Annotated in this window: 22 protein-coding genes and 1 pseudogene; 7 read left to right on the forward strand and 16 right to left on the reverse strand. The window is 62.9% G+C overall.

Features of this window, described 5'->3' with window-relative positions; genetic code table 11:
• Positions 1–3: 3 nt before the first annotated feature.
• From SB822_RS15160 to SB822_RS15190, 7 genes are all read right to left on the reverse strand, one after another.
• Positions 4–993 carry a 4,5-dihydroxyphthalate decarboxylase gene (locus tag SB822_RS15160; RefSeq protein WP_410855065.1) on the reverse strand — a complete coding sequence of 330 codons (990 nt, stop codon included), beginning with the start codon at positions 991–993 and terminating at the stop codon, positions 4–6.
• A 34-nt stretch (positions 994–1,027) separates the two neighbouring features.
• Positions 1,028–2,389: an MFS transporter gene (locus SB822_RS15165; protein ID WP_410855066.1), complete on the reverse strand. Its 1,362-nt coding sequence runs from the start codon at positions 2,387–2,389 to the stop codon at positions 1,028–1,030.
• A gap of 14 nt (positions 2,390–2,403) precedes the next feature.
• Positions 2,404–3,465, reverse strand: coding sequence for a porin (locus SB822_RS15170; protein ID WP_410855067.1), 1,062 nt, complete (start codon positions 3,463–3,465; stop codon positions 2,404–2,406).
• A gap of 139 nt (positions 3,466–3,604) precedes the next feature.
• Positions 3,605–4,594 (reverse strand): ornithine cyclodeaminase family protein, encoded by a 990-nt coding sequence (locus tag SB822_RS15175; RefSeq protein ID WP_410855068.1) that lies wholly within the window; start codon positions 4,592–4,594, stop codon positions 3,605–3,607.
• Entirely contained in the window at positions 4,591–5,145 is a 555-nt protein-coding gene (locus SB822_RS15180) for a carboxymuconolactone decarboxylase family protein (RefSeq protein ID WP_009770041.1), read from the reverse strand. Before SB822_RS15180 ends, SB822_RS15175 begins: the two co-directional genes overlap by 4 nt.
• Positions 5,146–5,186: 41 nt before the next feature.
• Positions 5,187–6,080 (reverse strand): 4-hydroxy-tetrahydrodipicolinate synthase, encoded by an 894-nt coding sequence (gene dapA, locus SB822_RS15185; RefSeq protein WP_042313427.1) that lies wholly within the window; start codon positions 6,078–6,080, stop codon positions 5,187–5,189.
• Positions 6,081–6,108: 28 nt separating this feature from the next.
• The gene (locus tag SB822_RS15190) at positions 6,109–7,236 is read right to left on the reverse strand and encodes a cupin domain-containing protein (RefSeq protein ID WP_007739652.1); all 1,128 of its coding nucleotides are present in this window, start codon (positions 7,234–7,236) and stop codon (positions 6,109–6,111) included.
• 270 nt (positions 7,237–7,506) lie between these two features.
• Between SB822_RS15190 and SB822_RS15195 the strand changes: the two genes are divergently transcribed.
• Entirely contained in the window at positions 7,507–8,742 is a 1,236-nt protein-coding gene (locus SB822_RS15195; protein ID WP_009770039.1) for a citrate/2-methylcitrate synthase, read from the forward strand.
• Positions 8,743–8,778: 36 nt separating this feature from the next.
• Here the strand turns inward: SB822_RS15195 and SB822_RS15200 are convergent, their stop codons facing one another.
• From SB822_RS15200 to SB822_RS15225, 6 genes are all read right to left on the reverse strand, one after another.
• Positions 8,779–9,687, reverse strand: a complete 909-nt coding sequence (locus SB822_RS15200) for a LysR substrate-binding domain-containing protein (protein ID WP_007739649.1) — start codon at positions 9,685–9,687, stop codon at positions 8,779–8,781.
• A 75-nt stretch (positions 9,688–9,762) separates the two neighbouring features.
• Entirely contained in the window at positions 9,763–10,722 is a 960-nt protein-coding gene (locus tag SB822_RS15205; protein ID WP_410855069.1) for a PDR/VanB family oxidoreductase, read from the reverse strand.
• 21 nt (positions 10,723–10,743) lie between these two features.
• Positions 10,744–12,105 carry an MFS transporter gene (locus SB822_RS15210; RefSeq protein WP_410855070.1) on the reverse strand — a complete coding sequence of 454 codons (1,362 nt, stop codon included), beginning with the start codon at positions 12,103–12,105 and terminating at the stop codon, positions 10,744–10,746.
• A 60-nt stretch (positions 12,106–12,165) separates the two neighbouring features.
• Positions 12,166–13,215, reverse strand: coding sequence for a Rieske 2Fe-2S domain-containing protein (locus SB822_RS15215; protein WP_410855071.1), 1,050 nt, complete (start codon positions 13,213–13,215; stop codon positions 12,166–12,168).
• Between the two features lie 159 nt (positions 13,216–13,374).
• Complete coding sequence (locus tag SB822_RS15220; protein WP_410855072.1) at positions 13,375–13,845, reverse strand: nucleoside deaminase; 471 nt, start codon at positions 13,843–13,845, stop codon at positions 13,375–13,377.
• Positions 13,846–13,891: 46 nt separating this feature from the next.
• Positions 13,892–15,595 carry a methyl-accepting chemotaxis protein gene (locus SB822_RS15225; RefSeq protein ID WP_410855073.1) on the reverse strand — a complete coding sequence of 568 codons (1,704 nt, stop codon included), beginning with the start codon at positions 15,593–15,595 and terminating at the stop codon, positions 13,892–13,894.
• A gap of 163 nt (positions 15,596–15,758) precedes the next feature.
• On the opposite strand from SB822_RS15225, the gene SB822_RS15230 reads away from it, so the two are divergent.
• The gene (locus tag SB822_RS15230) at positions 15,759–16,106 is read left to right on the forward strand and encodes a GFA family protein (protein WP_410855074.1); all 348 of its coding nucleotides are present in this window, start codon (positions 15,759–15,761) and stop codon (positions 16,104–16,106) included.
• A gap of 34 nt (positions 16,107–16,140) precedes the next feature.
• Here SB822_RS15230 and SB822_RS15235 read toward each other — a convergent pair whose 3' ends face one another.
• Positions 16,141–17,064 carry a LysR family transcriptional regulator gene (locus tag SB822_RS15235; RefSeq protein ID WP_079502271.1) on the reverse strand — a complete coding sequence of 308 codons (924 nt, stop codon included), beginning with the start codon at positions 17,062–17,064 and terminating at the stop codon, positions 16,141–16,143.
• 102 nt (positions 17,065–17,166) lie between these two features.
• Between SB822_RS15235 and SB822_RS15240 the strand changes: the two genes are divergently transcribed.
• Entirely contained in the window at positions 17,167–18,150 is a 984-nt protein-coding gene (locus SB822_RS15240) for an aldo/keto reductase (protein WP_410855075.1), read from the forward strand.
• 51 nt (positions 18,151–18,201) lie between these two features.
• On the opposite strand, the gene SB822_RS15245 is transcribed toward SB822_RS15240, so the two are convergent.
• Positions 18,202–19,527, reverse strand: coding sequence for an epoxide hydrolase family protein (locus SB822_RS15245; RefSeq protein WP_007737881.1), 1,326 nt, complete (start codon positions 19,525–19,527; stop codon positions 18,202–18,204).
• Positions 19,528–19,925: 398 nt separating this feature from the next.
• Between SB822_RS15245 and SB822_RS15250 the strand changes: the two genes are divergently transcribed.
• From SB822_RS15250 to SB822_RS15265, 4 genes are all read left to right on the forward strand, one after another.
• A complete protein-coding gene (locus SB822_RS15250) occupies positions 19,926–20,198 on the forward strand; it encodes a hypothetical protein (protein ID WP_410855076.1) in 273 nt (90 codons plus the stop codon).
• A 238-nt stretch (positions 20,199–20,436) separates the two neighbouring features.
• Positions 20,437–21,078, forward strand: a complete 642-nt coding sequence (locus SB822_RS15255) for an isochorismatase family cysteine hydrolase (protein ID WP_007737883.1) — start codon at positions 20,437–20,439, stop codon at positions 21,076–21,078.
• The gene (locus SB822_RS15260) at positions 21,075–22,652 is read left to right on the forward strand and encodes an aldehyde dehydrogenase (NADP(+)) (protein WP_410855077.1); all 1,578 of its coding nucleotides are present in this window, start codon (positions 21,075–21,077) and stop codon (positions 22,650–22,652) included. Before SB822_RS15255 ends, SB822_RS15260 begins: the two co-directional genes overlap by 4 nt.
• 114 nt (positions 22,653–22,766) lie before the next feature.
• Positions 22,767–23,693, forward strand: a complete 927-nt coding sequence (locus tag SB822_RS15265) for a LysR family transcriptional regulator (protein WP_410855078.1) — start codon at positions 22,767–22,769, stop codon at positions 23,691–23,693.
• A gap of 16 nt (positions 23,694–23,709) precedes the next feature.
• Here the strand turns inward: SB822_RS15265 and SB822_RS15270 are convergent.
• A pseudogene (locus SB822_RS15270) lies at positions 23,710–23,915 on the reverse strand (hypothetical protein); the annotation flags it as partial.

Consider the following 23,915-nt stretch of genomic DNA (forward strand, 5'->3'; position numbering starts at 1 on the left):
AAATCACACGCGCACCGCACTGAGGGTTTCGGCCGGAAACAGTTCCTCCGGCTTGAGCAGCCGATGGCACACACCCTGTTCATAGCCGAACTTCAGGAAGGCCTCGAGCGTCGTGCGATTCGGCTCCAGTCCGTACGGCCAGATGTCCGCGCCGAAGAGCGCCTGTGCTTCGGCAACACGCGCCGGCATCCACGGCAGCGGGAAGTGCGAGCAGGTGATATCGCTCAGCCGGTAAAGGCTATTGCGCTTGGCTTCCTCGAACGCCTTCAACAGATTGCCTGCAATCCACCGATGCTTTTCAAACGTCTCACGGCGCAACACGATCAGATGCATGATCGGGAAGATGCGCGTCGCCTCGTAGTACTCGCGTTCGGTGTCGGCAAAGCGCGAAAAGAGCCGCACGATCTCATCCGCGCGTTCGTGGCCAGGCTCGGGCGGACGCGCGCTCAGGACGGCGTCGATCTCGCCGTCGAGCAGCAGCGACGTCAGCGAGCGCTCAGGCTCCGAACGATACGACACGCCCTCAGGCACGCGCACATTCACCTTCTCCTTGCGGCCCGCCTGATTCACGCCGCCCTGCACCCATTCGATTTCGGACAGCGGAATACCGAGCGAATGGGCAATCCAGCCGCGCGAGTAGATCGCGGCCGTTTGCGCCCACTCCGGAATGCCGATACGTTTGCCGCGCAAATCCTCGGGACGCTGGACGCGTCCATCGCGGCGCACATACAGCGACGACTGGCGGAACGAGCGCGACGGAAACACGGGCAATCCGACGAGCCGGTCATCGCCCTGCGAGCGCAGCGACGAATACTTGCCGAATGACATTTCCGAAATGTCCCACTCCTGGAAATGCGTCGTGCGATAAAAGATCTCTTCGACATTGAGCACCGACGGCACCAGTTCGATGCCTTCGGGTTGCACGCGTCCGCTTACCAGGTCGCGCACATGGTCATAGTCGCTGACAGCGAGGCTGAGCATTAATCTCGACATAATGGTTCTCTTTGAAACGAAAGTTCAGTGGGCCTCAGTGTGCATTGGTGACAACCGCATGCGGCTGCGATGGACCAACGGTCAGCACCAGCATCGCTGTCATCAACACCGCGGCGCCGATCGCTGCGAACATGATGCCCGGTCCGCCCGACCACTGCTGCAAAACACCCGCCACGGCCGGCCCGAACATCGCGCCGATACGCGACAGCCCCAGGAACACGCCGACGCCCGTGCCGCGCATTTCAGTCGGGTAAGTGGCTGCAACCAGGTTGTTGAGCACGATCTGCGAGCCGACGACGAAAGCGCCCGCGCCAGCGACCGCAATCAGCGTGGTGGTGCGGTCGGTCGCCCAGGCGAGCAGCGCGACCATCGCTGCGCCGAGCACGTACGACGCCGATATCACGCGACGGCGGTCGCCGACGCGGTCAGCGATAAAACCTGAGATCAGTCCGCCCGCCACAGCCATGCCCGCGAACAGCGAGCCATACGCGAAGCTCGACGACAGGTTCTCGCCGCGCTTGAGCATGATGGTCGGCAGCCAGCCCGACAGGCCGTAGGCCGAAAACAGGCTCAACGCGCCGGCGGCCCAGAAGCTCAACGTGCGCAGCCGGTAGTCGCGCGACAGCAGCAAACCGAGCGGACTTCTGTGCGAGATCGCGCCGCCTGTAGCGAACTGGCCCGCGTCGTAGGCTGCTGCGCGGTCCGGACGCAAGCGATACAGCAACGGCTTGACCTCTTCCCAACGTCCGCGGCTGGCCAGAAAGCGCGGCGATTCGGGCAACCACAATTGAATCGCAAGCGCGAACACGAGCGCGACGCCGCCGACGTAATAGAGACTCTGCCAGCCGTAATGCGGCGTCAGCCACGCCGCGATCAATCCTGCCGACGACGAGCCGCTCACCCAGCCAAGCGAGAAGAACAGGCTCGTGAACACATTCGACGAACGCTTCGGCGCGATCTCGTTGATATAGGTGATTGCGAGCGGCATCAGCAGCCCGAGCGCCAGCCCCATCGTCACGCGCAACGCGATGTACGACGCGAGACTGTGCGCGAACAGCGCGATCGCCAGACTCATCACGCCGGAGCCCCAGCAGCCGAGCAGCAGAACGCTGCGACGCCCGAAGCGATCGCCGAGCAACCCGCTGACGGCTGAGCCCGCGGCGAATCCCGCCAGCCCGCTCGACAGCATGATGCCGATGCGCGTCGGCGACAGTCCCCACGGACCGGCCACGTAATGGACGATATACGCCGAGTTGTACAGGTCGTAGCCGTCGAACAGCAGGATCATCGAGATCAGGACGCCGAGCCGGATGTGAAAGCTGCCAAGCGGCGCTTCCTCCAGTTCCTGGCGAACGTCGATGCGCCCCGCAGGCATCGACACTTTGTGTTGGGCCATGATGTTCTCCACTGTCAGAAGGTATGTTTGATGCCGACCGTGGCACCCGTCTGGGTGCCGCCCGTCGTCACGTCGCCCGTCGCGCGCACACCGACGTTCAGCCCGTTCGAGTTGGTGACGTACGATACTTCGGCGTAGAGATCCGTGCGCTTGGACAGAAAGTAGTCAGCCAGCAGCACGCCGCTGGTGGCCTTTTGTCCCGTGCCATGAATGCGCTCCTGATACCCGCCAAGCGAAAAGATCAGCGGCGAGGTGGCCTGCCACGACGCGCCCAGCCAGTACAGCAGCGAGCCTTGCAGCGCCGAAGTGTTACGGATGTTGAGCCAGCGCGTTCCGACATACGCCCGCACAGGTCCGAACGTATATGTCGCACCGCCGACCACGCGCATCTGCGTGGCATCTTGCGTGGCGATCGAAGTCCCTTGCATCTGATCATAGGCAACGCCGACGTTGGCAGAGCCGTTTGCGTACTGCAGCGCGAAGCTGTATTCGCGCCCGACCTTCGAATGGCCCGGCACCTGCGCGCCGTTGGGGATCGTCGAATCGAACCCGGTGCTATACAGCGCCGCGACAGTCACGCCGGCGAAACGCGCCGTATACCGGACCGCATTGTCGGCACGCCCCACAAGGGTTGCATCGTAACCTTGAGCCGAATAACTCGGATTGAACTGAAGCGGGTCGTACACGTACATCAGGTCATACAGCAGGTTGTATTGCCGGCCAAGCGTCACGTCGCCGTACGGCGTACTCAGCCCGACATACGCCTTGCGCCCGAACAGGCGGCCACCCTGCCCAAGCGTTCCGTTATTGATCGAGTAACCGTTCTCCAGCACGAAGATGGTCTTCAGGCCGCCGCCGAGGTCTTCTGTGCCGCGCAAGCCCCAGCGCGAACCGGCAAGGCTGCCGGACTCCATGCGTACAACCGTGCCGGACGTGCCGTTCGGACCGGGCACGTGATTGGCGACTTCGACGCCGACATCGGTGATGCCATAGAGCGTCACCGAACCTTGCGCATACGCGCAGGAGGTGGCGGCGCATGTCAGGCCGAACGCGGCGAGAGTGTGGCGTCTCTTCACTAAAGTGTCTCCAAAGTTTTTGTATTCGTGTGTATGTGTTGATTCGGCTTGTCCGCCCGGCATGGCGGCACACGCGATGCCGGGCGCGGACAAACCCGCCCGTGAAGGCACGGGCGATACTGCTGCGATGAGTTGCGTATTAGTTCAGGCGCGGCGGCTCGCGGCGAGGCTGTGGCAAGGGCGATCCGAGCCCTGCCTCGAGCGCGAGCGCATACAGGCGCAAGCCGAGCGCGAGATCCGATACGCCCATGCCCATTGCCTTGAACACCGTGATGTCGTCGGATGCCGTGCGGGCGCGTCCCTCGGCGATCACATCGCATAGGGGCGCCACCTCGTTCCATGCATCGCGCGCGCCGTACGCACGCACGAACTCGGTCGAAAGGCGTTTCGCCGCGCCGAGATCGTCGACCACGGCGCGCGTGCAGCGGGCGAACACATCGTCGGCGAGTTCGATGCGCTCTTCCGTGATTGCGCCTACCGCGTTCACATGCGTTCCATAGGCAAGCGCGGATGCGGGCAGGAACGCTTCCGTGGCGCGCGTCACGGTCGTGACGATCGGCGCGTCGGCGACGGCGGCTTCCACCGACGACGCCTCGACGATCTCGATGTCGAACTTCTCGCGCGCCCGCTCGACGAATGCACGCCGCTTGTCCGGCGTCGGGCTGTACACGCGCACCAGCTTCAGACGGCGCACGGCAGCGACGGCAGCGAGTTGCGCGAGCGCCTGCTTGCCCGTGCCGATCAGCGCGAGCACGTCCGCATCGGGCCGCGCGAGCCACTTCGTCGCCACGCCGGAGATGCCGCCCGTGCGCATCTGGCCGAGCGCGAACGCTTCGAGAATCGCCTTGAGCTGGCCGTTCGCGCTATCGAAGAGAATCAGCAGCGGACATGCGCCGCCTTCCGTATGCGCCCACGTCTTGGTCCCGACGATGCCGGCATCCTGAAACGCCGCGCCGATCGCGTGCAGATTGCTGTGTCCCCACGCGACATGCGTCTTGCCCATGTTGCGCGCCGCGCCGCTCGCCTGTTGGGCGAGGCCTGCTTCGAGCGCTTCGATGGCACCCGACAGGTTCATCAGCGAGACGATTTGCTGCTCTGAAATCCACACGGGTGTGCTGGCCGCGTTCATTGCTCATCCTCGAAAATCGACGCTACGGGCGGTTCGAGCCGCAGCGTGTTGACGGCGATCGCATGCGTAACGTAGCGGCCGATCAGCATCACGAAGGCCATTGCTTCAGCGGGCGTCACGAGGCTCGCAAACGCGTCGAACTCTGCCTGCGCTTCGAGGCCGCGCGTACGCAATGCCTTCAGCGCATAGGCTTGCGCTGCTTTCTCGACGTCGCTCAAGTCCGTCGCGGCAGCAGGATCGAGCCGGTTGACCTGCGCGATCCAGGCGCGCGGAAAGCCGAGCTTCACGCTCAGGCGTTCATGCTGGTGACGCTCGTAACGGTTCTCCATGTAACTCGCCACCGTCAGCGCGCCGAGTTCCGTGAGACGGTCGGGCAACGCCTGCTTCAGCGCGTCGGTGAAATGCATGAACTGCAAGAGCACGTCGGGCGCATGGCCCGCGCACTTGAACAGCTCGCCGAGATAGCGCAAGCGCTCGACGCGCGGCGTCAGATAGTCGGCCAGATCGGCCCGCATGTCGGCCATCTCCAGCCGTGGAATCCTGTCGCTCATCAGGGTCTCCGTTTCGTTGTCGTTCGGATCGTCGCGGGCGCTCAGAGCAGACCAGCGCGATCGAGCACGCCATCGAGCCGCGCTTCGAGTTCACGCGTAGCAGGCATCATCGGCAAGCGATGTTCGTTCGCGGGAATCAGGCCCATGCGCTTCATCATGTATTTGATGGGGATCGGATTCGTGTCGTAGAACACGGACTGATTCAGTTCGAACAGCGCGAAATGCAGCTTGCGCGCCGCCGCGTAGTCTTCGCGTTCGACGGCCTCGACCAGATCGGCGACCTTGCGCGGCGCCAGATTGCCGACCGCGTTCATCAGCCCGCAGGCGCCGACTGCGAGCATCGGATAGCTCAACTCTTCGAGACCGACGAACACGCGCCACTCGGGCCCGAACGCATCGAGCATGTGCGTGACGAAGGCCATGTCGTTGACCGCGTGCTTCATGCCTACGAGGTTCGGCGCGCGCTCGCGGATCGACTTGACGGTGGCGAGGTCCATGCTGACTGCCGCACGCCCCGGAATGTGATAGATCAGCAGCGGCCGATCGGTGCGCGCGGCGATGTCCGCGTAGTACTCGACCAGTCCGCGCTGCGGCGGACGGATGTAGTAAGGCGTGACGACCAGCATCGCATCGACGCCGGCCTTGTCGGCGTGCTGCGTCAGTTCGACCGTCTCCGCGTGCGATTGCGAGCCTGTCGCGGCCAGCACGGGAACACGTCCGGCCGCTGCCTCGACGGCCACGTCGACGAGGCGGTTGCGCTCGGCCACGGTGAGCAGGCTCGGCTCGGCCGTCGTGCCGTTCACGAGCACGCCGTGGCCGCCATTGACGATCTGCCAGTCGACGAGCCGTGCATACGTTTCGTAATCGACGGCCTGGTTGCGGAAAGGCGTAACGATCGGGGTAATCGAACCCTTCAGCCAGGAGATATCGCGCATGATCTGGATTCCTTGTCGATGAAGCGGCTTATGCGGCCGTGGCGGCATTCGTGCGATTGGTCGAAAAACCGGTCTGCGTGCCAAGCAGCGCAGGCGGCTCCTTCATGCTCTCCTGCCACAGCAGCGACTGCATGTAGATGTTGAGCGGCTGGTCCTGGACGGTCAGCTCGTACACGTAGTCGTCGTAGGACGCGTGGTTGTGTACGGCCCAGCCGGGCGCCGACAGCATCAGATCGCCGGCCTTCCACTCGTAGCGGTTGCCCGCCACCATGCTGTAGCCCGAGCCCGAAAAGTAGTAGTTGATGGCCGCGGATACGTGGCGATGCGGACGGTCGACGATCTTCGGCGGACGGATCGTCATCGTCGCGAAGAAGTTCGGCGTGATGCCGTTGGTGCGGCCCGTCACCGGGTTGTACATCATGTACAGACGGCGGCCGACGTAGTCGCTGCCCAGCGCCTCGAGCTTGTCGAGTTCGGCCTTCACCTGTTGCCACGAAAAATGCAGCGGACGCGATTCGACCACCTGCGGATTGATCAGCGTTTCGTACGGCATCAGCAGACCGCCGTCTTCGCCGATCGGGAACGTGCCGAACGGACTGCGTCGCTTCGGATCGTCGCTCGCGTGCGCGGTGAGCGTTTGCGTCGGCACTTCCAGTTCGACGCCGAACTCGGGCACATACACTTCCATGTGCTGCAGCAGCGGCGCATTCGAGTAGACCAGCCGCACCTGAATGTCGTCGGTGTCGTTCGTATGCGCGAAGGCGACGAAGGCGGGGTGATTCCACACGTCGTATTGACGGAATGCGATGGTGCGGCCCGCGACGCGCGTCGAGCCACCGCCCCGGATGCAGAAGTTCACCTCGGTCGCGTTGTGGCGCATCGGCTCCGTCGATTCGCCAGGCAACAGGACTTGCAGCGACACCTGAATGCCGGGCGCAAGTCCGGGCGAGCCAGCGCGCGCGGACGGATGAACGATCAACGATTGGCGGCGGCCGTCTGCGGGCCTCGGCAGCGCGGCAAGGCGCTCCACTTCCGCGTCGATCTGTTCGCGGCTCACGATCACGGGCGCCCAGTAGTGATTGTCGCGGGGACGCTGGCCCGTCTGATCGACGAAGCTCGCTTGCGCCGGCCCGAATTCGCGTCTCAGGTCATGCATCGGAAAGTCTCCTCAAGGCACCCGCCCGAAGCGGTTCGCGGCGCGGTGCAAAAAATGGAATCGAGGACTGAAAATTACTCGCCGGCGCTCTGTCGATCAAGATTGATATTTCAAATCAATATAAACATTCAAAGCGGTCGATGCCGCGATGTAAAACGTCCGAAAATCCTTAACCATAGCCTTTCTGCTAGACTGCAGATTGTTCAGGCGCCACGCCTTTTTTGGTTGATTTATATTGATTAGATTGATTTCATGACGACCAGAGATCTGATGACGCGCGAAGAGGTACTGGCCCGGCTCAACATCAAGCCGGCCACCCTCTACTCGTACGTAAGCCGCGGCCTGATCGGCACCGCGCCGCATGACGACGGCCGGCGCAGTTTGTACGTGCGCGCCGACGTCGAACGGGTGGGCAGCCGCAAGCGCGGACGCATGCCGAAGGCGGCATCGGCTGAATCGACGATGCGTTGGGGCGAGCCCGTGCTCGCCTCCGCGATCACACACATCACGCCGCAAGGCCCGCTTTACCGCAACCGGTCGGCCGTCGAGATGGCGAAGGCAGGCTCGTCGTTCGAATCGGTTTCGCAACTGCTGATGACGGGCGTCTGGCAGGACGGCGTCACCGCGTGGGGCGCGCTCGACACGCCGCAAGCCGTGCTGCCGCTATTCGATGCATACGCGGGCAAGCTGGACGGCGGCGATATCGCCAACCTGCTCGGCATGGTGCCGCTCGCGCTCGGCATGCAGGGGCGCGGCGCGGCGGAGATTTCCGACGGCAGCGCGGTGCAGGCCGCGCGCCTCATCATGCAGACGATGGCGGGATGTCTTGGATTCCTGAGCAAAGAGCGCGCGTTCGTGATGCGCGAGCGCGGCGAGAGCCTCGCGGCCTATCTGCTACGCGCGGCGGGCGGCACGTGTACGCCTGATGCCGTCTTTGCCGTCAACGGCGCGCTAACCGTACTCGCCGACAACGAACTGGCGCCCGCCACCTTCGCCGCGCGAGTCGCGGCGTCGACGAATGCGGACCTCTACAACTGCGTCGCGGCGGCGATCGGCTCGCACGTCGGCTTTTCGACGGGCACGGCGACGGAGAAAGTCGAAACGCTGCTGTTGCGTGACGTCGCCAATCCGGATACGGCACCGCGCCTGCAGATGGTTCGCGAGGTCGGTGCGAGTCTGTTCGGTTTCAACCATCCGCTGTATCCGGAAGGCGACGTACGCGCCAATCTGATTCTCGAACAGGTGCGCGCGCTGCAGTATGCGACGCCGGAGACGGTCCCGACACTCGAATTTCTCACGCTCGCCAGAGACAAGCTCTCGATGCATCCCGGCGTGGCGATTGCGCTCGTCGTGCTTGCACGTGCGCTCGGCTTGCCGGATGGCACGGCTACGGCCTTATGGATCATCAGCCGCACAGCGGGTTGGGTGGCGCATGTGCTGGAGCAGCGCGCGCAGGCTTTTCTGCTGCGGCCGCGGGCCAAGTACATTGCGGCTTTGCGGATGTAGCGCCTATAGCGCCTGTAGCGTTGAACCCGCGACGGCTCAAACGGATAAGCCCGAAGCCGTGTCTCGCGCCATTTCGGCGAGTAGCCATGTGCGAAATGCCGTAACACGCGCAAGGGACTCCTCGCCCGCCGGATAAACGAGGTAATACGAACCCTGCCCTTTCGCGGTCTGCGGCAAGGCCTGCACGAGACGGCCCGACGACAGCTCGGTCCGCACCATCGCCGGGTCCACGACGGCCACACCCAGGCTTTCGCAGGCGGCCTGGATCACCATGTTGCGCGATGCGAGCAGCAACTGGCGTCCACCCGGCGGCAATGTGTCTTGCGCGGCATCGGCCCATAAAGCCCAATCGTCTGGCCGCGTTTTCGCCGAGAGCAGCGTGAAGCGCGCGAGATCGGCGACGCTCGACAGCGGCCCGTTCGCCGACAGCGTTTCAGGCGAACACACGACGATCAGCGACTCCTCGCGCAGAAAGTCGCAATGCACACCGGGCCAGTGACCGTCGCCATAGGCGATCGCACAATCGAGCGCCTCGCGTTCCAGATCCACCTGGGCAATCGATACGCGAATCTCGACATTGGCGAACTGCTCCTGCACGGCCGTGAGCCGCGGCAGGAGCCAGTGCATCGCGAACGTCGGCAGCGAGTTCACGACGAGCGGCGCCGAGCGTTCGTTTGCCGCTACGCGCTGCCACGCCGACCATAGCCGTTGCAGACATTGATCGACTTCGCCGTGTAGCAGTCGCCCCGCTTCCGTGAACGCGAGTCCACGGCCAGTGCGTGTGAATAGCCGCGTGCCGAGCCGCTCTTCGAGCACGCCAAGCTGATAGCTGAGCGCCGATGGGCTCAGATGCAGTTCGCGTGCCGCATGCACGAGGTTCAGATGGTGGCCGATCACCTGGAAGCTGCGCAGATGATTGATCGATGGCAGCGCTTGTGTGCTCAAGGGGAAAGGCTCCGTCGATGGACGTAACCCATCGTACCCAGCCGCGCCGCGCGTCGCAATCCGGGATTGCCGCGATCAAAGATCGAGGACCAGTTCGTCTGTGCGCGAGCGCGAGCAGCAAGGCAGGAACTGGTCGTTGCGGGCGCGCTCGTCGTCGGTCAGATACAGATCGCGATGTTCGGGATCGCCCGCCAGCACGCGCGTCAGACACGTGCCACATACACCCTGCTCGCACGATGTCTCGATGCGCACGCCCTGCGCGGCCAGCGCTTGCACCACCGTTTCCTGTTCGCTCACGCGCACCACCTTGCCGCTGCGCGCCAGCCGTACGCTGAATGCGTGTGCCGTGGGCGCGTTACCGCAGGTGTCGGCCGTGGGCGCACTGAAGTACTCGCGATGCAATTGGCTGTCCGTCCAGCCAGCCTGCTTCGCGGCATCGAATGCGTGATCCATGAAGCCAGACGGGCCGCACACATAAAGATGCGAACCGGGCGACGGATCGCGCACGATGCGCGCAACGTCGATTCGCGCATCGGCGGGTGCGTCGTCGGTGTAGAGCGTGCAGCGGCCTTTCAGATGCGGCGCATCGAGCCGGTCGAGAAAGGCCGCGCGCTCGCGATTGCGCACGCAATAGTGCAACTCGAACGAGGCCTGCGTCTGCGCAAACCGCTCGGCCATGCTCAGCAGCGGCGTAATCCCGATGCCGCCGGCGAGCAGCACCGAATGCCGGGCGTTGTGCGCAAGCGGAAAATGATTGCGCGGCCCTTCGATACGCAACGTATCTCCCACCTGCAATGCGTGCATCGCGCGGGAACCGCCGCGCGATGCAGCGGCGTTTTGCACAGCGATCACGTAAGCGTCGCTTTGTTGTGGACGTCCGCATAGCGAGTACTGGCGAACGAGGCCTGTCGGCAGATGCACGTCGATGTGCGCGCCCGGCGTGTATTGCGGCAGCGGCGTGCCGTCGAGCGGCGCGAGCTCGAACACACGGATGCCGTCCGCGATCTCTTCGATCCTTTTGATGCCTGTTTTCATAGGGGATTCGGGTTGATGTCGTCAGGCGCTCTGGCTCACGCTTGCCACCGCATAGCGGCGCGACAGTCTCACGAGCAGCATTAGCAGCACGCCAATGGCAGGCAGCAGCGCGACGGCAAAGAGAATCGTGTCCGGCTTCCAGCCGTTCGCGAGCACCGCACCCACCAGCATCGGCGAGCCGATCTTGCCGATCTGTCCCGCCGCGCCGCCGAGGCCAAGCGCTGTGGAACGCACACGCGTCGGAAAGATGAGCGCGAACAGCGCGAGCGGCGCGGACTGTCCGATACCGCCCGTGAAGCCGATCACGAATCCGCTTGGTAGCAGCGCGGCGAAGCGCGTGACCTCGAATGCGACGACAACCGTCGTCACGGCGAGCACGAGCAGCGCGGGCAACAGCGAACGTGTCGGCCCGAAGCGGCTCACCAGGTATCCTGCAAACCCGAGTCCGAGCATCGAACCGATATCGAGGCTCGCGAGCACATACGAGGTGTGCACTACCGAGATGCCCGCCGTCTGCAGGAGCGGCGTGAGCCATACGGTCATCACCTTGATGGTCGCGTAACTCAGCATCAGGATGCCGAGCAGCAGCAACGTGATGCCCGCGCGGCCTTCGCTGAATATCTCCCGCACGGGCACACCCTTGCGCGCCGCTTGCGTGGCACCCTCCGCCGCGTGCAGCCGCAACTGCTCGACGTCGATGGTCTCGTTCGGGAAGAGCCGCGCAAACACGGCGCGCAGCTTGTGCGTCTTGCCGCGTGAGATCAGGAAATGCGGCGACTCCGGCAGCCACGCGACGATTGCGAGCGCCGCTGCGATCGACAGCGCGCCGCCCACCACATACACCGCACGCCACCCGAAGTTCGCGAGCACATAGCCGTTGACGACCGCGCCCACTGCCGCGCCGAGCGAATAGTTGGCGAACAGCACCGCGACCGCGAGACCTCTGGAGCGGCTATGCACGTATTCCGCACCGAGCGCGAGCACACAGGGAAAGATGCCGCCGAGGCCAATGCCCCCGAGAAAGCGCACGATCAGCAGTTGCGTGTAGTTCTCCACGGACGCCGTTCCAAGCGTAAGTGCGCCGATCAGCAACGCAGCGGCAATCACGAGTGGCCGGCGGCCGACGCGGTCGGCGAGATAGCCGAACACAAAGGTGCCGATCAGGCCGCCCAGTTGCAGCACCGAGAACACCACGCCGAAACTCGCGAGCGGCACGTCGAGCGCATGGGCCATCGCTTTCGTGGCGACGCTGATGGACTGGGTGTCGAGACCATCGAGGAAGATGACTGATCCGCATAACACGAGGATCAGTCGCTGATAGGCCGAGAGCGGCCGGCTGTCGATCAGCGCGGCGGCAGCGCCAGGCGTTGCGGACGATTGCATGTCTGTCTCCTTGAAGCGGGCGCTATGCGTCCCGCCCTTTTTTCTGGTTTCTTGCGTCGCTTACGCTATCGCTGCGGGCACGGGCTGATCGCTACGCGCCTCGGCGTCGATCATCGCCGCGAGCAGACGCCGTGCGCGGATCGCGGCTGCGTCGGTGGCGAGCAGGACGGGACGCATCGAGAGCAGCTCGCGCTCGCCCATGCGCGTCTGCACGCCTTCGATCATCGGCTTGTCCTGTTCGTGAAAGCCCATTTGCTGCCAGCGTGCTGTTTCGTCGTCAGCGCCAGGATCGTCGAGACGGTAATTGCGCGAACTCGCGTACAGATATTGCGTCGACGCCGCGCCGATCGGCGTGACGATGTGCGTGCCGATCCGCACGAGACCCTGCTCACGCGGCCTGCCGACAGGCACCACGCCCGTCTCCAGCAGGCAGCAGCCCGGCGCATGCCAGCGTATGTTCAGCCAGTAGTCCACAGGCGCATCGGGATCGTCGAGAAATGGGCGGAACGATTGTGGCGCGCGCGTGCCGGCCACCGTGCGCCGACTTTCCAGCGCACTGCCATCCTGCACGACGTCGTGTTTCGCCTGAAGAAAATCATCGACCTGCTGATACGGCGCATGCAGATAGTTCACATGCGAGAGGTCCATCAGGTTATCGACGACCAGTTCGTAGTGCGCCTTTTGCGTCATCTCGTCGCCGACGGTCTTCAGTCGCGGCGACACCAGATGCGAAAAATCCGGGATCAGACTTGCATCGGCGCGCGATGGTTCGCCCGCCCAGATCCACACGAGCCCATGCCGATCTTCCGCCGGAAAGCTGTGCACACGCGCGCCGGGAGGAATGCGGCCGTCGCCGTGCGGATTCTTCGAGCAGGCGCCGCTACAGTCGAATTGCAGCCCGTGATAGCCGCACTCGATGCCGTCGCCGACACGCTTGCCCATCGACAGTGGCGCAAAGCGATGCGGGCAGCGGTCGATCATTGCGACGGGCGCGCCATCTTGCTTGCGGTACAGCAGCATCGGCTCGCCCAGCAACTCGCGGGTGGATAAATCGGCGCCGACATCGCGGCTCCACGCCGCGGCGTACCACGTGTTTCTCAGCAATTTCATGACTTGCTTTCCTCGAATAACGCTGTCGTTGGGGACAAGGGCAGGTTATCGGCGAAACACGAGTACGACAAACGCAATTATTTGGCGGCTGAGTCGCAATTTTTCGATGCCTGTAGCGGGGAAAGCTACAGGCACGTTCAAGAAGGCAAGGCAGGGTTGTTACTTCGCACCCTGCCGCTGCTTCCAATCAGCGTAGAGATCCCCATGCGATTCCAGCCGAACCGGCTCGTAACGGATCTTGATGGTTTGCTCGGGAAACGGCTTCGCCAGGTCGGCATAAACAGCCGCTGTCGATAGCCCATAAGGCGCGCCATCCTCGTTGGAGTACGCATAAAACACTTCACCGATGCCCGCCATCCGCATCGCGGCAAGACACATCGGACACGGATGACCGCTCGCGTACACCGTACATCCCGCGAGATTCGGCGAGCCGAGTTTCTGGCCCGCTGCGCGGATCGCGTTCAATTCCGCATGCGAAGTTGGATCGTTCGTATGCAGAATTTCGTTCACGCCTGTCGCGACGACTTCGCCATTCTTGACGATCACAGCGCCAAACGGCCGGCCGCCGCTTTCGACATTGCCGTAGGCGAGTTCGATCGCCTCAGCGAGGTAACGTTGTTCCGGGGTCATGGTAGTCACTCCTTGAATACGTCTCAGGAGTTTACGATACGACGATTCAAAACGTCTGCCAGTCGGCTTCGGCCCGCGATTGAACGGCTGGCTCGCGTTGCACGACCGCTTTCTTTACAGCCGTCGCACGAGCCGGCAACGACTTCGAGTGCACGTTTGCCGCATACATCCCCTGCTGCCCGCCATCAAGCCTGAACATCGCCACGGCCGCCTTGAGGCTCGCGGCCTGATCGGCCATCGCCTGCGCGGCCGCCGTCGCCTGCTCGACGAGCGCGGCGTTCTGCTGCGTCACCTGATCCATCTGCGCGACAGCCGTATTGACCTGCTCGATGCCCGTCGACTGTTCCGCCGACGCCGCCGCGATTTCGCTCATGATGTCCGTCACGCGCTTCACAGAGCGGACCACATCGTTCATCGTCTCGCCCGCGTCATGCACGAGCGTCGAGCCCGTCGATACATGTGCAGCGGATGTTTCGATCAACGCCTTGATCTCTTTCGCGGCACTGGCGCTGCGTTGTGCAAGCGTGCGGACCTCGCCCGCGACGACCGCGAAGCCGCGGCCTTCTTCGCCGGCACGCGCCGCTTCGACGGCGGCATTGAGCGCGAGGATGTTCGTCTGGAACGCAATGCCTTCGATCACCGAAATGATCTCGGACACGCGCGACGAACTCGATGAAATGTCATCCATCGTCGCGACGACCTTGCGTACCACGTCGCCGCCCGTGGTCGCCGTCTGCGACGCGCTGCTCGCGAGCGTGCTGCCCTGGCGAGCGTTCTCAGTGTTCTGCCGGACCGTCGACGTAAGCTCTTCCATGCTCGCCGCCGTTTCTTCCAGCGAAGCCGCCTGCTCTTCCGTGCGCTGCGACAGATCGGTATTGCCTTGCGCGATTTCGCTCGCCGCAACCGAGATCGACTCGGCCGACTTTTTGATGTCGGCGACGATCGACGTGAGCCGCGCGCGCATCGTGTCCAACGATCCCATCAGGCTGTCGGGATCGCTGTTCGCGAGATCGACCTTGACGGCGAGATTGCCCTGCGCGATCTGCGCGGCGATATCCTGCGCGGTGCGCGGCTCGCCGCCCAGCTGTCGCAGGATGCTGCGGGTAATCAGCGTCGCCGTGACCAGCGCAAGCGCAATCGATGCTGCCACGATCACCGCAATCAGCACGCGAATCCGCGAGTAGGTCGCGATCGCGTCCTGCTGCGCGACGAGATTCGACTGGTCTTCGAAGTCCGCCAGCTCCGCCGCGCGCGCAAGCCAGGTGCGTTGCGTCGGCCGGGCGCGTTCGAGCAGCAATTGCGTCGCGGCGATCGTGTCGTTCGCGAGACCGAGTTCGACCACCTTGCTCATCGGCGGCACGGCGGCGGACTCTTCCTGCTTGAGCGCGGCCATCAGCGAACGTTCGCGCGGGTCGGTTCCGGCTTCATCGGCAAACATGCGATCGAGCTTCTGATACGCGTCCGCATATAACTCGCCCTGCTTCGCAATCCGTTCGGCTTCGGCTCGTCTGTCCGCGGCAGTCGTGTAGAGCACGACGTTGCGCATCGCTATCGCGCGGTCCTGAATCGATGCGCGAAGCTCATTGGCAAGACGCGCCTGCGTACCATTGACGCGCGCAATCTCGTCCAGCTTGCCGTTCAATGCCCACAGGCCGTAGAAACCGATCAGCGCCACAGCGAGCAGCAAGCCCGTCAACAAGCCGAATCCGGCAAGCAAGCGGGTCGAGACATTCAGGTTGCGCAGTTTCATTGCAGTCGTGGCCCGTTGTTGGTTACAACTTGTTTACGGCAAACCAACGAGCGGCTGAAGGTGGCTTTATGCCACACTGCGTAAAGAGAATAGAACACGGACGTTCGTACGTTGCCATCACCGACGCGTGACGGCATCATTCGATCCACATCAGGAGATCGCCATGTCGCACAAGGGAAGCTGTCATTGCGGACGCATCGCTTTCGAGGTCGAAGGCGAGCCAACCAGCGTCATGGCGTGCAACTGTTCGATATGCCAGCGCAAAGGCGCGCTGATGTGGTTCGTTCCCTTCGACCATCTCCATCTCACGACACCCGAGCAGCACGCCAGCACCTACACCTTCAACAAGCACGTGATCCGTCACCGCTTCTGCCCCGTTTGCGGCATGCATCCGTACGGCGAAGGCACCGCGCCCGACGGCCGCCCGATGGCGGCCATCAACGTGCGCTGTCTCGAAGATATCGATATCGATGCGTTGCCCGTCACGCATTACGACGGACGTTCGCACTGACGTTCGCGCTCAGTGCGCTGCCTGCGCGCGAGGGTCAGGCGGGATCGGGCGTCCGCTCGTTCTGCTCGCGCGCCCACTCGCGCACCGCGTTCGCGAACAGATGCAGCGCGGGCGGCGTATGCCGGTTCGCCGGGTAATAGAGGCACCATTGCCCGAATGAAGGCCCCGCCGCCGGCAGCATGTCGATCAGCACGCCTGCCGAAAGCAGCTCGCTCACCAGCGTCTCGGGCACCCACGCAATGCCGATTCCCGACAGCGCGGCCCACACCATCAGATTCAGGTTGCCGAGGGTGACAGAACCGCCGACATCGAGCGATACGCGTCGGCCGCGATGTTCGAGATCCCAGCGGAATAGCGCGCCGCTCTCGAAGCGAAAACGGATGCAGCGGTGATCGAGCAGATCATTCGGATTTTGCGGCATGCCATGTCGCTCGATGTACTCGGGTGACGCAACCGCGCAAAAGCGCATCTCAGGTCCGAAGCGGATCGCGATCATGTCGCGCGGCACGTCTTCCATCACGCGAATACCCGCGTCGAAGCCACCCGCGACGATATCGACGAGCCGCGTATCCACCACGAACTCCACATGAATCTCGGGATATTTCTCGAGAAACGTCGGCAGCACCTGCTGGATCACTTCTTTTGCGCCATTCTCCGAGCAATTGATGCGAATCGATCCCGAAGGCCGGTGCTGCGCCGACGTGGCTTCATCCACCGCGTCTTCGAGATCGCGGATCGCGGGACTCACGCGGCGCAGCAACTGCTCGCCGGCCTCGGTCAGTGCCATCGATCGCGTCGTGCGCGTAAAGAGCCGCACATTCAGACGCCCCTCCAGCGCGCGCATGGCGTGACTCAGCGCGGACGGCGTCACGCCCATAGCGCGCGCAGCGGCGCTGAAGCTGCGGTGTTGTGCAATGGAAACGAAGGCCGATAGTTCCGACAGACCGGGACGCGGCATTAGTGAAAATCTCTCATAAGGTCTTGCAAACCCAGGCGGATTGTTGAGCGCAATTATCGAGCCTATTCTGTGTGTCCGCACCTGACTATCAAAGAGGAAATCATGCAGCAGCGCGAACTGGGCAAGTCCGGTCTCAAGGTATCCGCCATCGGACTGGGCTGTATGGGACTGAGCTTCGCATACGGCCCCGCGACGGAAGAGCAGCAGGCAATCCGTCTGCTTCACTCGGCGCTCGACCAGGGCGTCACCTTCTTCGACACCGCCGAAGCCTACGGCCCCCACACGAACGAGACCTTGCTCGGCAACGCTCTGTCGGCGAATCGCGACAAGGTCGTCATCGCCACCAAGTTCGGTTTCATTGACGGCCAGCCGCCGAAAGGTCTCGACAGCCGGCCGGAAACCATCCGGGCCGTCACCGAAGCATCGCTCAAGCGACTGAAAACAGACCGCATCGATCTGCTGTACCAGCATCGCGTCGATCCCGCCGTGCCGATCGAAGACGTGGCAGGCGCCGTGCGCGATCTCATCAGGGAAGGCAAGGTATTGCACTTCGGTTTGTCCGAGGCAGGCGCAAGCACGATCCGCCGCGCACACGCCGTGCAACCCGTCGCCGCCGTGCAAAGCGAGTACTCGTTGTGGTGGCGCGAGCCGGAAGCCTCCGTGCTGCCGACGCTCGAAGAACTGGGCATCGGTTTCGTGCCGTTCAGCCCGCTGGGCAAAGGCTTCCTGACGGGAGCCATCGACGCCAGCACGACCTTCGACAAAACGGACTTCCGTAACATCGTGCCGCGATTCACGGAAGAGAACCGCAAGGCCAATGCGGCACTCGTCGAAGCGCTCGGCGCGATTGCCGATAGCAAAGGCGTGACGCGCGCGCAGATCGCGCTGGCATGGTTGCTTGCACAAAAGCCGTGGATGGCGCCGATTCCCGGCACCACGAAGCTGTCTCGCCTCGAAGAAAATATCGGCGCGGCTTCGATCGTGTTGTCAGCGGAGGAACTCGCGCAAATCGACACGGCGCTGCGTGGCATCGCGATTGTCGGCGACCGTTATCCCGCGCATCTTCAGCAACGCGTCGACCGCTGAGTAGCGAACGCGATGCGGACGACGCGCAGATCGCGTCGTCCGAGTCTTCCGTCAGCGCAGCGAGCGGAAGCTCACGCGCACCTCGTCCGTGAACTCTTGCGGTTGTTCCCAGGCTGCAAAGTGCCCGCCTTTGGGCAAACGGTTGTAGTGAATCAGCTTCGGATACGCCTTCTCTGTCCAGCTCTTCGGCGCCGAGTAAATCTCATCCGGGAACACGCTGACCGCGACGGGAATGGTGACGTGCTTCGGCGCAAAGAAGTTGAGCTTGTTCTCCCAATAGAGACGCGCCGACGAGATGCCCGTATTCGTCACCCAATACAGCGTGACATTGTCGAGTACATCGTCGCGCGACAATCCTTCCGTCTGACCGTTGAACACGCGCGCAATCATCGCCTGACTCGCCGCGTCGTGATCGAGCATCCACGCGGCAAGACCGATAGGCGAATCTTCGATGCCATACAGCGTTTGCGGCCGGCCCGCCATCTCTTGCGCGTAACCCAGACCGTGCTTGTAGAAGTAGTCGAGTTGATCGAAGGCGTGCTGTTCATCGGGCGACAGACCGGCGGGCGGCGGGTTGCCGTACTTGAGCGCATTCGCAATGTCGTCGGGTACGGTGGCGGGCATGTTCGTATGAATGCCGATGAGTCCCGGCGGCGTGAGAAGCGCCATCTGCTCCGTCACTGCATTGCCCCAATCTCCGCCCTGCGCGACGTATCGCGTGTAGCCGAGACGCTGCATCAACACCACCCACGCGCGTGCAATCCGCGCTGGATCCCAACCTGTTGCCGTCGGCTTGCCGGAGAACCCGTAGCCGGGAAGCGACGGAATCACGACATCGAACGCATCCGATGCACTGCCGCCGTGCGCTGTCGGATTGGTCAGCGGATCGATGACCTTCATTTGCTCGATGATCGAGCCGGGCCATCCATGCGTGATGATCATCGGCAACGCATCTTTCTGCTTCGATCGTACGTGGATGAAGTGAATGTCGAGCCCGTCGATTTCAGTGACGTATTGCGGCAGCGCGTTCAGTCTCGCTTCCACCTTGCGCCAGTCGTAGTTGGTCGACCAATAGGTGGCGAGCTTTTGCATCGTCGCGAGTTGCACGCCTTGTGATGCATCGGTGACGGTCTCGCGCTCGGGCCACTTGGTCGCCTTGATGCGTCGGCGCAGATCGGTCAGTTGCGATTCCGGCACGTGCACGCGAAGCTTGCGAATGGCCGTCTTGTCCCCGCCTGCCGCCGGCGTGATTTCAGTGACTGTCTGACTGGTTTGAGCAAAGGCGAATCGACTCAACGAACCTGCGGCGATCGCGGCTGCGGCCACGCCGATAAAGCGGCGACGCGACGGGACTTGAGGAAGGATATCGTTTTGCATGGAAGCTCCTGTTGGCAATAAGCACGAGTAGGTGGAGCGATGAGCGCCGCAGCGATTGATATCCCGGGCATACCGCTTATCACTGCCCGTCTGAAAGCCCATACGTCAAGCCATTCGGCAAAGCTCATATCGTCACCGGTTCGCTGCGAATCGAAATTCGTGATCCGCGAATCGTGATTCATGTTTCGCAGCAAGTGAGCGGATTATGTGAACGCGGGCACATGACGTAAATACCAGCGGCGGCACAACACTTGTGTCGGCGATGAACAACTCATAGCCGATGCCGCGGATCGCCTGGCGCTTCGCGGCGACCGCGCGCCTGCTCACAGGAATGGCAGTAGTGCTACCCAAAACATGACCAGTTCCGGAGATAGAACTACGGCGACGAGTTCGTGATCATGCGTGATCTTAATGACCTTGCCGATGTCACGCAGCGCAAGTACACGCCTTCCAATCAAGGTGCCGCTAACGCATCGATAGCGCCGCGTTCACGCCGTAACAGACCAAGTCGCAAACTCGCATTTCGCCCCCTGTTTGAAAGCGATTTGCAAACAGCCGCCTCTTCCGCGACAGAAAAAATGCGCTCGATTGTTGCACCACAACTCGCCTTGCGTGACCCAGATAGTGAGCCAATGCACGCACGTGCCCCTTCCGATGCAGCCACTTCATAGCTGGTCGTATGCTATTGCGGCACTTCCCAAGGCGTTTCTTTCGAGGATGGCTAGCTGCTTGAATCCGACACCTGAACAACGTCCGGAAGTGCACGGCGCTTGACACTATGCTTTTCATAGTGATATCTTGCATCATCGCGATGCATGACGTGAGACGTCACGGTTCGTTCGACAAAAGTGGCTCGGCGCCGACAGCGAGACGCGACCAGTTCGCACCCTTTCCGAATGGAGAACTGCAATGTCCAATCCTGTTTATCGCGCGGAACGCACCGGCTTGCTGCTGGTCGATCCGTACAACGATTTTCTGTCGGAAGGCGGCAAGGTCTTCCCCATGATCAAGGAGATCGCCGCCGAAGTCGGATTGCTGGACAACCTTCGTGCGGCGGTCGCTGCCGCGCGCAAGGCCAACGTCCAGGTGTTCTATGTGCCGCACCGCCGCTGGGAACCGGGTGACTACGACAACTGGGATCATCCGAATCCGACGCAACGTCTCGTGCAGCAACGTCACACGTTCGAGAAGGGAACGTGGGGCGGCGAATTTCATCCTGACTTCCAGCCGCAGGCAGGCGACATCATCATCAAGGAACACTGGGCACAAAGCGGTTTCGCCAACACCGATCTCGACTTTCAGCTCAAGCAGCAAGGCGTCACGCATGTGATCGCCATCGGACTGCTGGCGAATACCTGCATGGAGTCGACGTGCCGCTTCGCGATGGAACTGGGCTATCACGTCACGCTCGTGCGCGATGCAACAGCCGCTTTCACGAAGGAAATGATGCACGCGGCCCACGAACTGAACGGCCCTACTTTCGCGCATGAAATCCTGAGAACGGCAGAACTGGTCGCAGCGCTAGCCGAAGTACAGGGAGGCCGCTCATGACGCTCACTGGCAACCTCTTCATTGGCGCGCAGGAAGTGCCCGCCAGCGCGGGCTCGATGAAGGCGCTCAATCCCGCGACCAATGCCGAGATCGAACCGCCCTTCGCCTTTGGCGGCCGCGCGGAAGTGGATCGCGCGGCGCGCCTCGCCGATGAAGCGTTCGACAGCTACAACCATACGAGCCTCGCACAACGCGCCGCGTTCCTCGAACGCATCGCCGATGGGCTCGACGCCATCGCGTCCGAACTCGCGCAGCGCACGTCGCTGGAAACGGGCTTGCCCGTTGCGCAGCTGGAAGGCGAAGCGGCCAAGTCGGCCATACAGTTTCGCCAGTTCGCTACTGTCGTGCGCAAGGGGCGCTTCCGTCAGGTCGCTATCGATCCCGCTCAGCCCGATCGCCAGCCGCGCGCACGCATGGATCACCGGCTGCAGAAGATCGCGCTTGGTCCTGTTGCGATCTTTGGCGCCAGCAATTTTCCGATTTCCTATTCGGTCGCGGGCGGCGATACGGCCTCGGCGCTGGCTGCCGGTTGCCCCGTGATCCTGAAAGCGCACAACGCGCATCCAGGCGCTTCCGAAATGCAGGCCCGCGTGATCCAGCAGGCCGTGAAAGATGCGCAACTGCACGAAGGCGTGTTCTCGTTGCTGCGCGGCGGCGGCAATGAAATCGGCGAGGCGCTCGTCGATCATCCCCTCATCAAGGGCGTGACCTTCACGGGTTCGGAAGTGGGCGGCATGGCGTTGTTCCGACGGGCGCAGCAGCGTCCCGATCCAATCCCCGTCTTCACCGAAATGACGAGCGTCAATCCGACCTTCGTGCTGCCGGCGGCACTCGCCGCACGCGGCGCTGCAATCGGCGACGGTTTTACCGAACGCATGCTCGTCACGGTCGGCCAGGCGTGCCTGAAACCGGCGATCCTGCTCGCCATCGACGGTCCCGGCTACGGCGAACTGCGTCAGGCGATGCTCCCGCGCATCACCGACACGCCCGCGCGCACGATGCTCACGCCGGGCATCAATTCTGCGTATCGCAAGAACGTCGAGCGGCAGCGCGACGCAGGCGCTGAACGCATTGCCGCCGGCGGCGAACCACAAGGCAAGTGGGAAGGCCAGTCGGTGCTTTTCGAAGTCGACGGCGCGCGAATGCTCGAAGATCCGTCGCTGTCCGAAGAAGTCTTTGGACCGGCCGCGTTGCTGGTGCGCGTGAAAGACGTCGAGCAACTGATCGCAATCGCAAAGCAGTTTGGCGGACAGCTCTCCGCCACCATGCAACTCGATCCCGCCGATCACCCGCTCGCCGCGCGGCTTCTGCCGATTCTCGAACGCCGCACGGGGCGCATCGTCGTCAATGCGTTCTCGCATCCGCAAGAAGTGTCGTACGCGTCGATTCATGGCGGGCCGTTTCCCGCAACGTCCGACAGCCGCTTTACTTCGGTTGGCATGACTGCCATCGAACGCTTCCTGCGCCCCGTCTGCTATCAGGGCTTCCCGGACGATCTGCTGCCCGAGGCGCTGAAGCATGACAATCCGCTCGGCATCTGGCGACTCACCGACGGTGAGTTGTCGAAAGCCTGAATCAAGCCTGCAATCATGTGCTGGGCGCGCGACCGGTGCGGTCTATCGGTCGCGCGTTCGTGTCGTTTCGAAGCGCATGAATGCCGGCGCATCACCACAGACGGAAATCGCTTCATGGACAAGATTCACAGCCTGCGCGTTTTTTCGCGGGTCGTCGAAACCGGTAGTTTCACTGCCGTAGCCAATGTACTCGACAGCAATGTGGCGCGCGTCTCACGTGCCGTTTCGGAGCTCGAAGACGACCTGCGCGTGCGGCTCTTTCATCGCACGACGCGGCGCATCACGCTCACCGATGCCGGCGCCCGCTATTACGAGCGATGCCAGCAGATTCTCGCCGATCTCGACTACGCCGACGCCGAAGCCGGCAACGCGATGAACGAGCCGCACGGCACACTGCGCGTGCACGCGATGCCGGGCCTTGGACAAACTCATCTCGCCGCATGCATCGTCGGCTATCAGGCGCGCTATCCGAACATCGAGATCGAACTCGTGTTGTCATCGACGATGCCGCGGCTCGTCGAGGAACAGTTCGACGTATCCGTCGTGACGGCGCGAACGCTGCCCGATTCGGGTTACGTCAGCCAAGTGACGGGCACGAGCTACAGCATGCTGGTCGCCGCGCCGTCGTATCTGGAGAAGCACGCGCCTCTGCGCTCGCCGGACGATCTGGACGGACACGCATTCGTGCGGCTGCAGTCGCCCGCCTCGTCGACGGATGGATGGCAACTCGAAGGCGCGGACGGCGACGTGCTGTTGAATGCGTCGGCGGCCCGCTACAGGATCAACGATCCCGAGGCTTTGCGCGTGGCGCTGCGCGCCGGCGCGGGCATCGGTGCGCTCGCAGTCTATTCGGCTATCGATGATCTTCGCGCAGGCACGCTGGTTCGCGTTCTGCCGCAATTCCAGTTGCCGACTCGCAACGTCTATTCGGTTTACGCTTCGCGCCGCTATGTCGATGCGAAGATCCGCACGTTCGTCGACTTTCTCAAGGACGAACTCAGCGCGCGACTTGCTGCACAGGAAGCCACCTTGGTTTCGTGACAGCGCATGATGTCGTTCAGACCGCGACGATTCCCGTCAGATTACCGGCGTCGCGCAGCACGACGTGCGTGTCGGAGCCGTCGAACGAAACGCGACGGATCGTGCCGCCCAGATCGCTGACATAAGCGACGTTGCGGTAAGGATGGGCGTTGTTGCATAAATCGGTGTACCGCGCGCCGATCTGACGTTTACGCGCAACGGTAGTGACGGCACCCCTGTTAA

Origin of the sequence: Paraburkholderia sp. SIMBA_054 (genome assembly GCF_046534875.1) — a bacterium.
GTDB lineage: Bacteria > Pseudomonadota > Gammaproteobacteria > Burkholderiales > Burkholderiaceae > Paraburkholderia > Paraburkholderia hospita.

Coding starts and splice junctions, on each gene's coding strand:
- SB822_RS15255 (WP_007737883.1), top strand. CDS start 20,437: ATGTCCAATCCTGTTTATCGCGCGGAACGCACCGGCTTGCTGCTGGTC.
- SB822_RS15230 (WP_410855074.1), top strand. CDS start 15,759: ATGTCGCACAAGGGAAGCTGTCATTGCGGACGCATCGCTTTCGAGGTC.
- SB822_RS15235 (WP_079502271.1), bottom strand. CDS start 17,064: ATGCCGCGTCCCGGTCTGTCGGAACTATCGGCCTTCGTTTCCATTGCA.
- SB822_RS15225 (WP_410855073.1), bottom strand. CDS start 15,595: ATGAAACTGCGCAACCTGAATGTCTCGACCCGCTTGCTTGCCGGATTC.
- SB822_RS15265 (WP_410855078.1), top strand. CDS start 22,767: ATGGACAAGATTCACAGCCTGCGCGTTTTTTCGCGGGTCGTCGAAACC.
- SB822_RS15190 (WP_007739652.1), bottom strand. CDS start 7,236: ATGCATGACCTGAGACGCGAATTCGGGCCGGCGCAAGCGAGCTTCGTC.
- SB822_RS15210 (WP_410855070.1), bottom strand. CDS start 12,105: ATGCAATCGTCCGCAACGCCTGGCGCTGCCGCCGCGCTGATCGACAGC.
- SB822_RS15165 (WP_410855066.1), bottom strand. CDS start 2,389: ATGGCCCAACACAAAGTGTCGATGCCTGCGGGGCGCATCGACGTTCGC.
- SB822_RS15240 (WP_410855075.1), top strand. CDS start 17,167: ATGCAGCAGCGCGAACTGGGCAAGTCCGGTCTCAAGGTATCCGCCATC.
- dapA (WP_042313427.1), bottom strand. CDS start 6,080: ATGCGCGATATCTCCTGGCTGAAGGGTTCGATTACCCCGATCGTTACG.
- SB822_RS15250 (WP_410855076.1), top strand. CDS start 19,926: ATGCGTGATCTTAATGACCTTGCCGATGTCACGCAGCGCAAGTACACG.
- SB822_RS15195 (WP_009770039.1), top strand. CDS start 7,507: ATGACGCGCGAAGAGGTACTGGCCCGGCTCAACATCAAGCCGGCCACC.
- SB822_RS15160 (WP_410855065.1), bottom strand. CDS start 993: ATGTCGAGATTAATGCTCAGCCTCGCTGTCAGCGACTATGACCATGTG.
- SB822_RS15180 (WP_009770041.1), bottom strand. CDS start 5,145: ATGAGCGACAGGATTCCACGGCTGGAGATGGCCGACATGCGGGCCGAT.
- SB822_RS15175 (WP_410855068.1), bottom strand. CDS start 4,594: ATGAACGCGGCCAGCACACCCGTGTGGATTTCAGAGCAGCAAATCGTC.
- SB822_RS15205 (WP_410855069.1), bottom strand. CDS start 10,722: ATGAAAACAGGCATCAAAAGGATCGAAGAGATCGCGGACGGCATCCGT.
- SB822_RS15215 (WP_410855071.1), bottom strand. CDS start 13,215: ATGAAATTGCTGAGAAACACGTGGTACGCCGCGGCGTGGAGCCGCGAT.
- SB822_RS15260 (WP_410855077.1), top strand. CDS start 21,075: ATGACGCTCACTGGCAACCTCTTCATTGGCGCGCAGGAAGTGCCCGCC.
- SB822_RS15220 (WP_410855072.1), bottom strand. CDS start 13,845: ATGACCCCGGAACAACGTTACCTCGCTGAGGCGATCGAACTCGCCTAC.
- SB822_RS15245 (WP_007737881.1), bottom strand. CDS start 19,527: ATGCAAAACGATATCCTTCCTCAAGTCCCGTCGCGTCGCCGCTTTATC.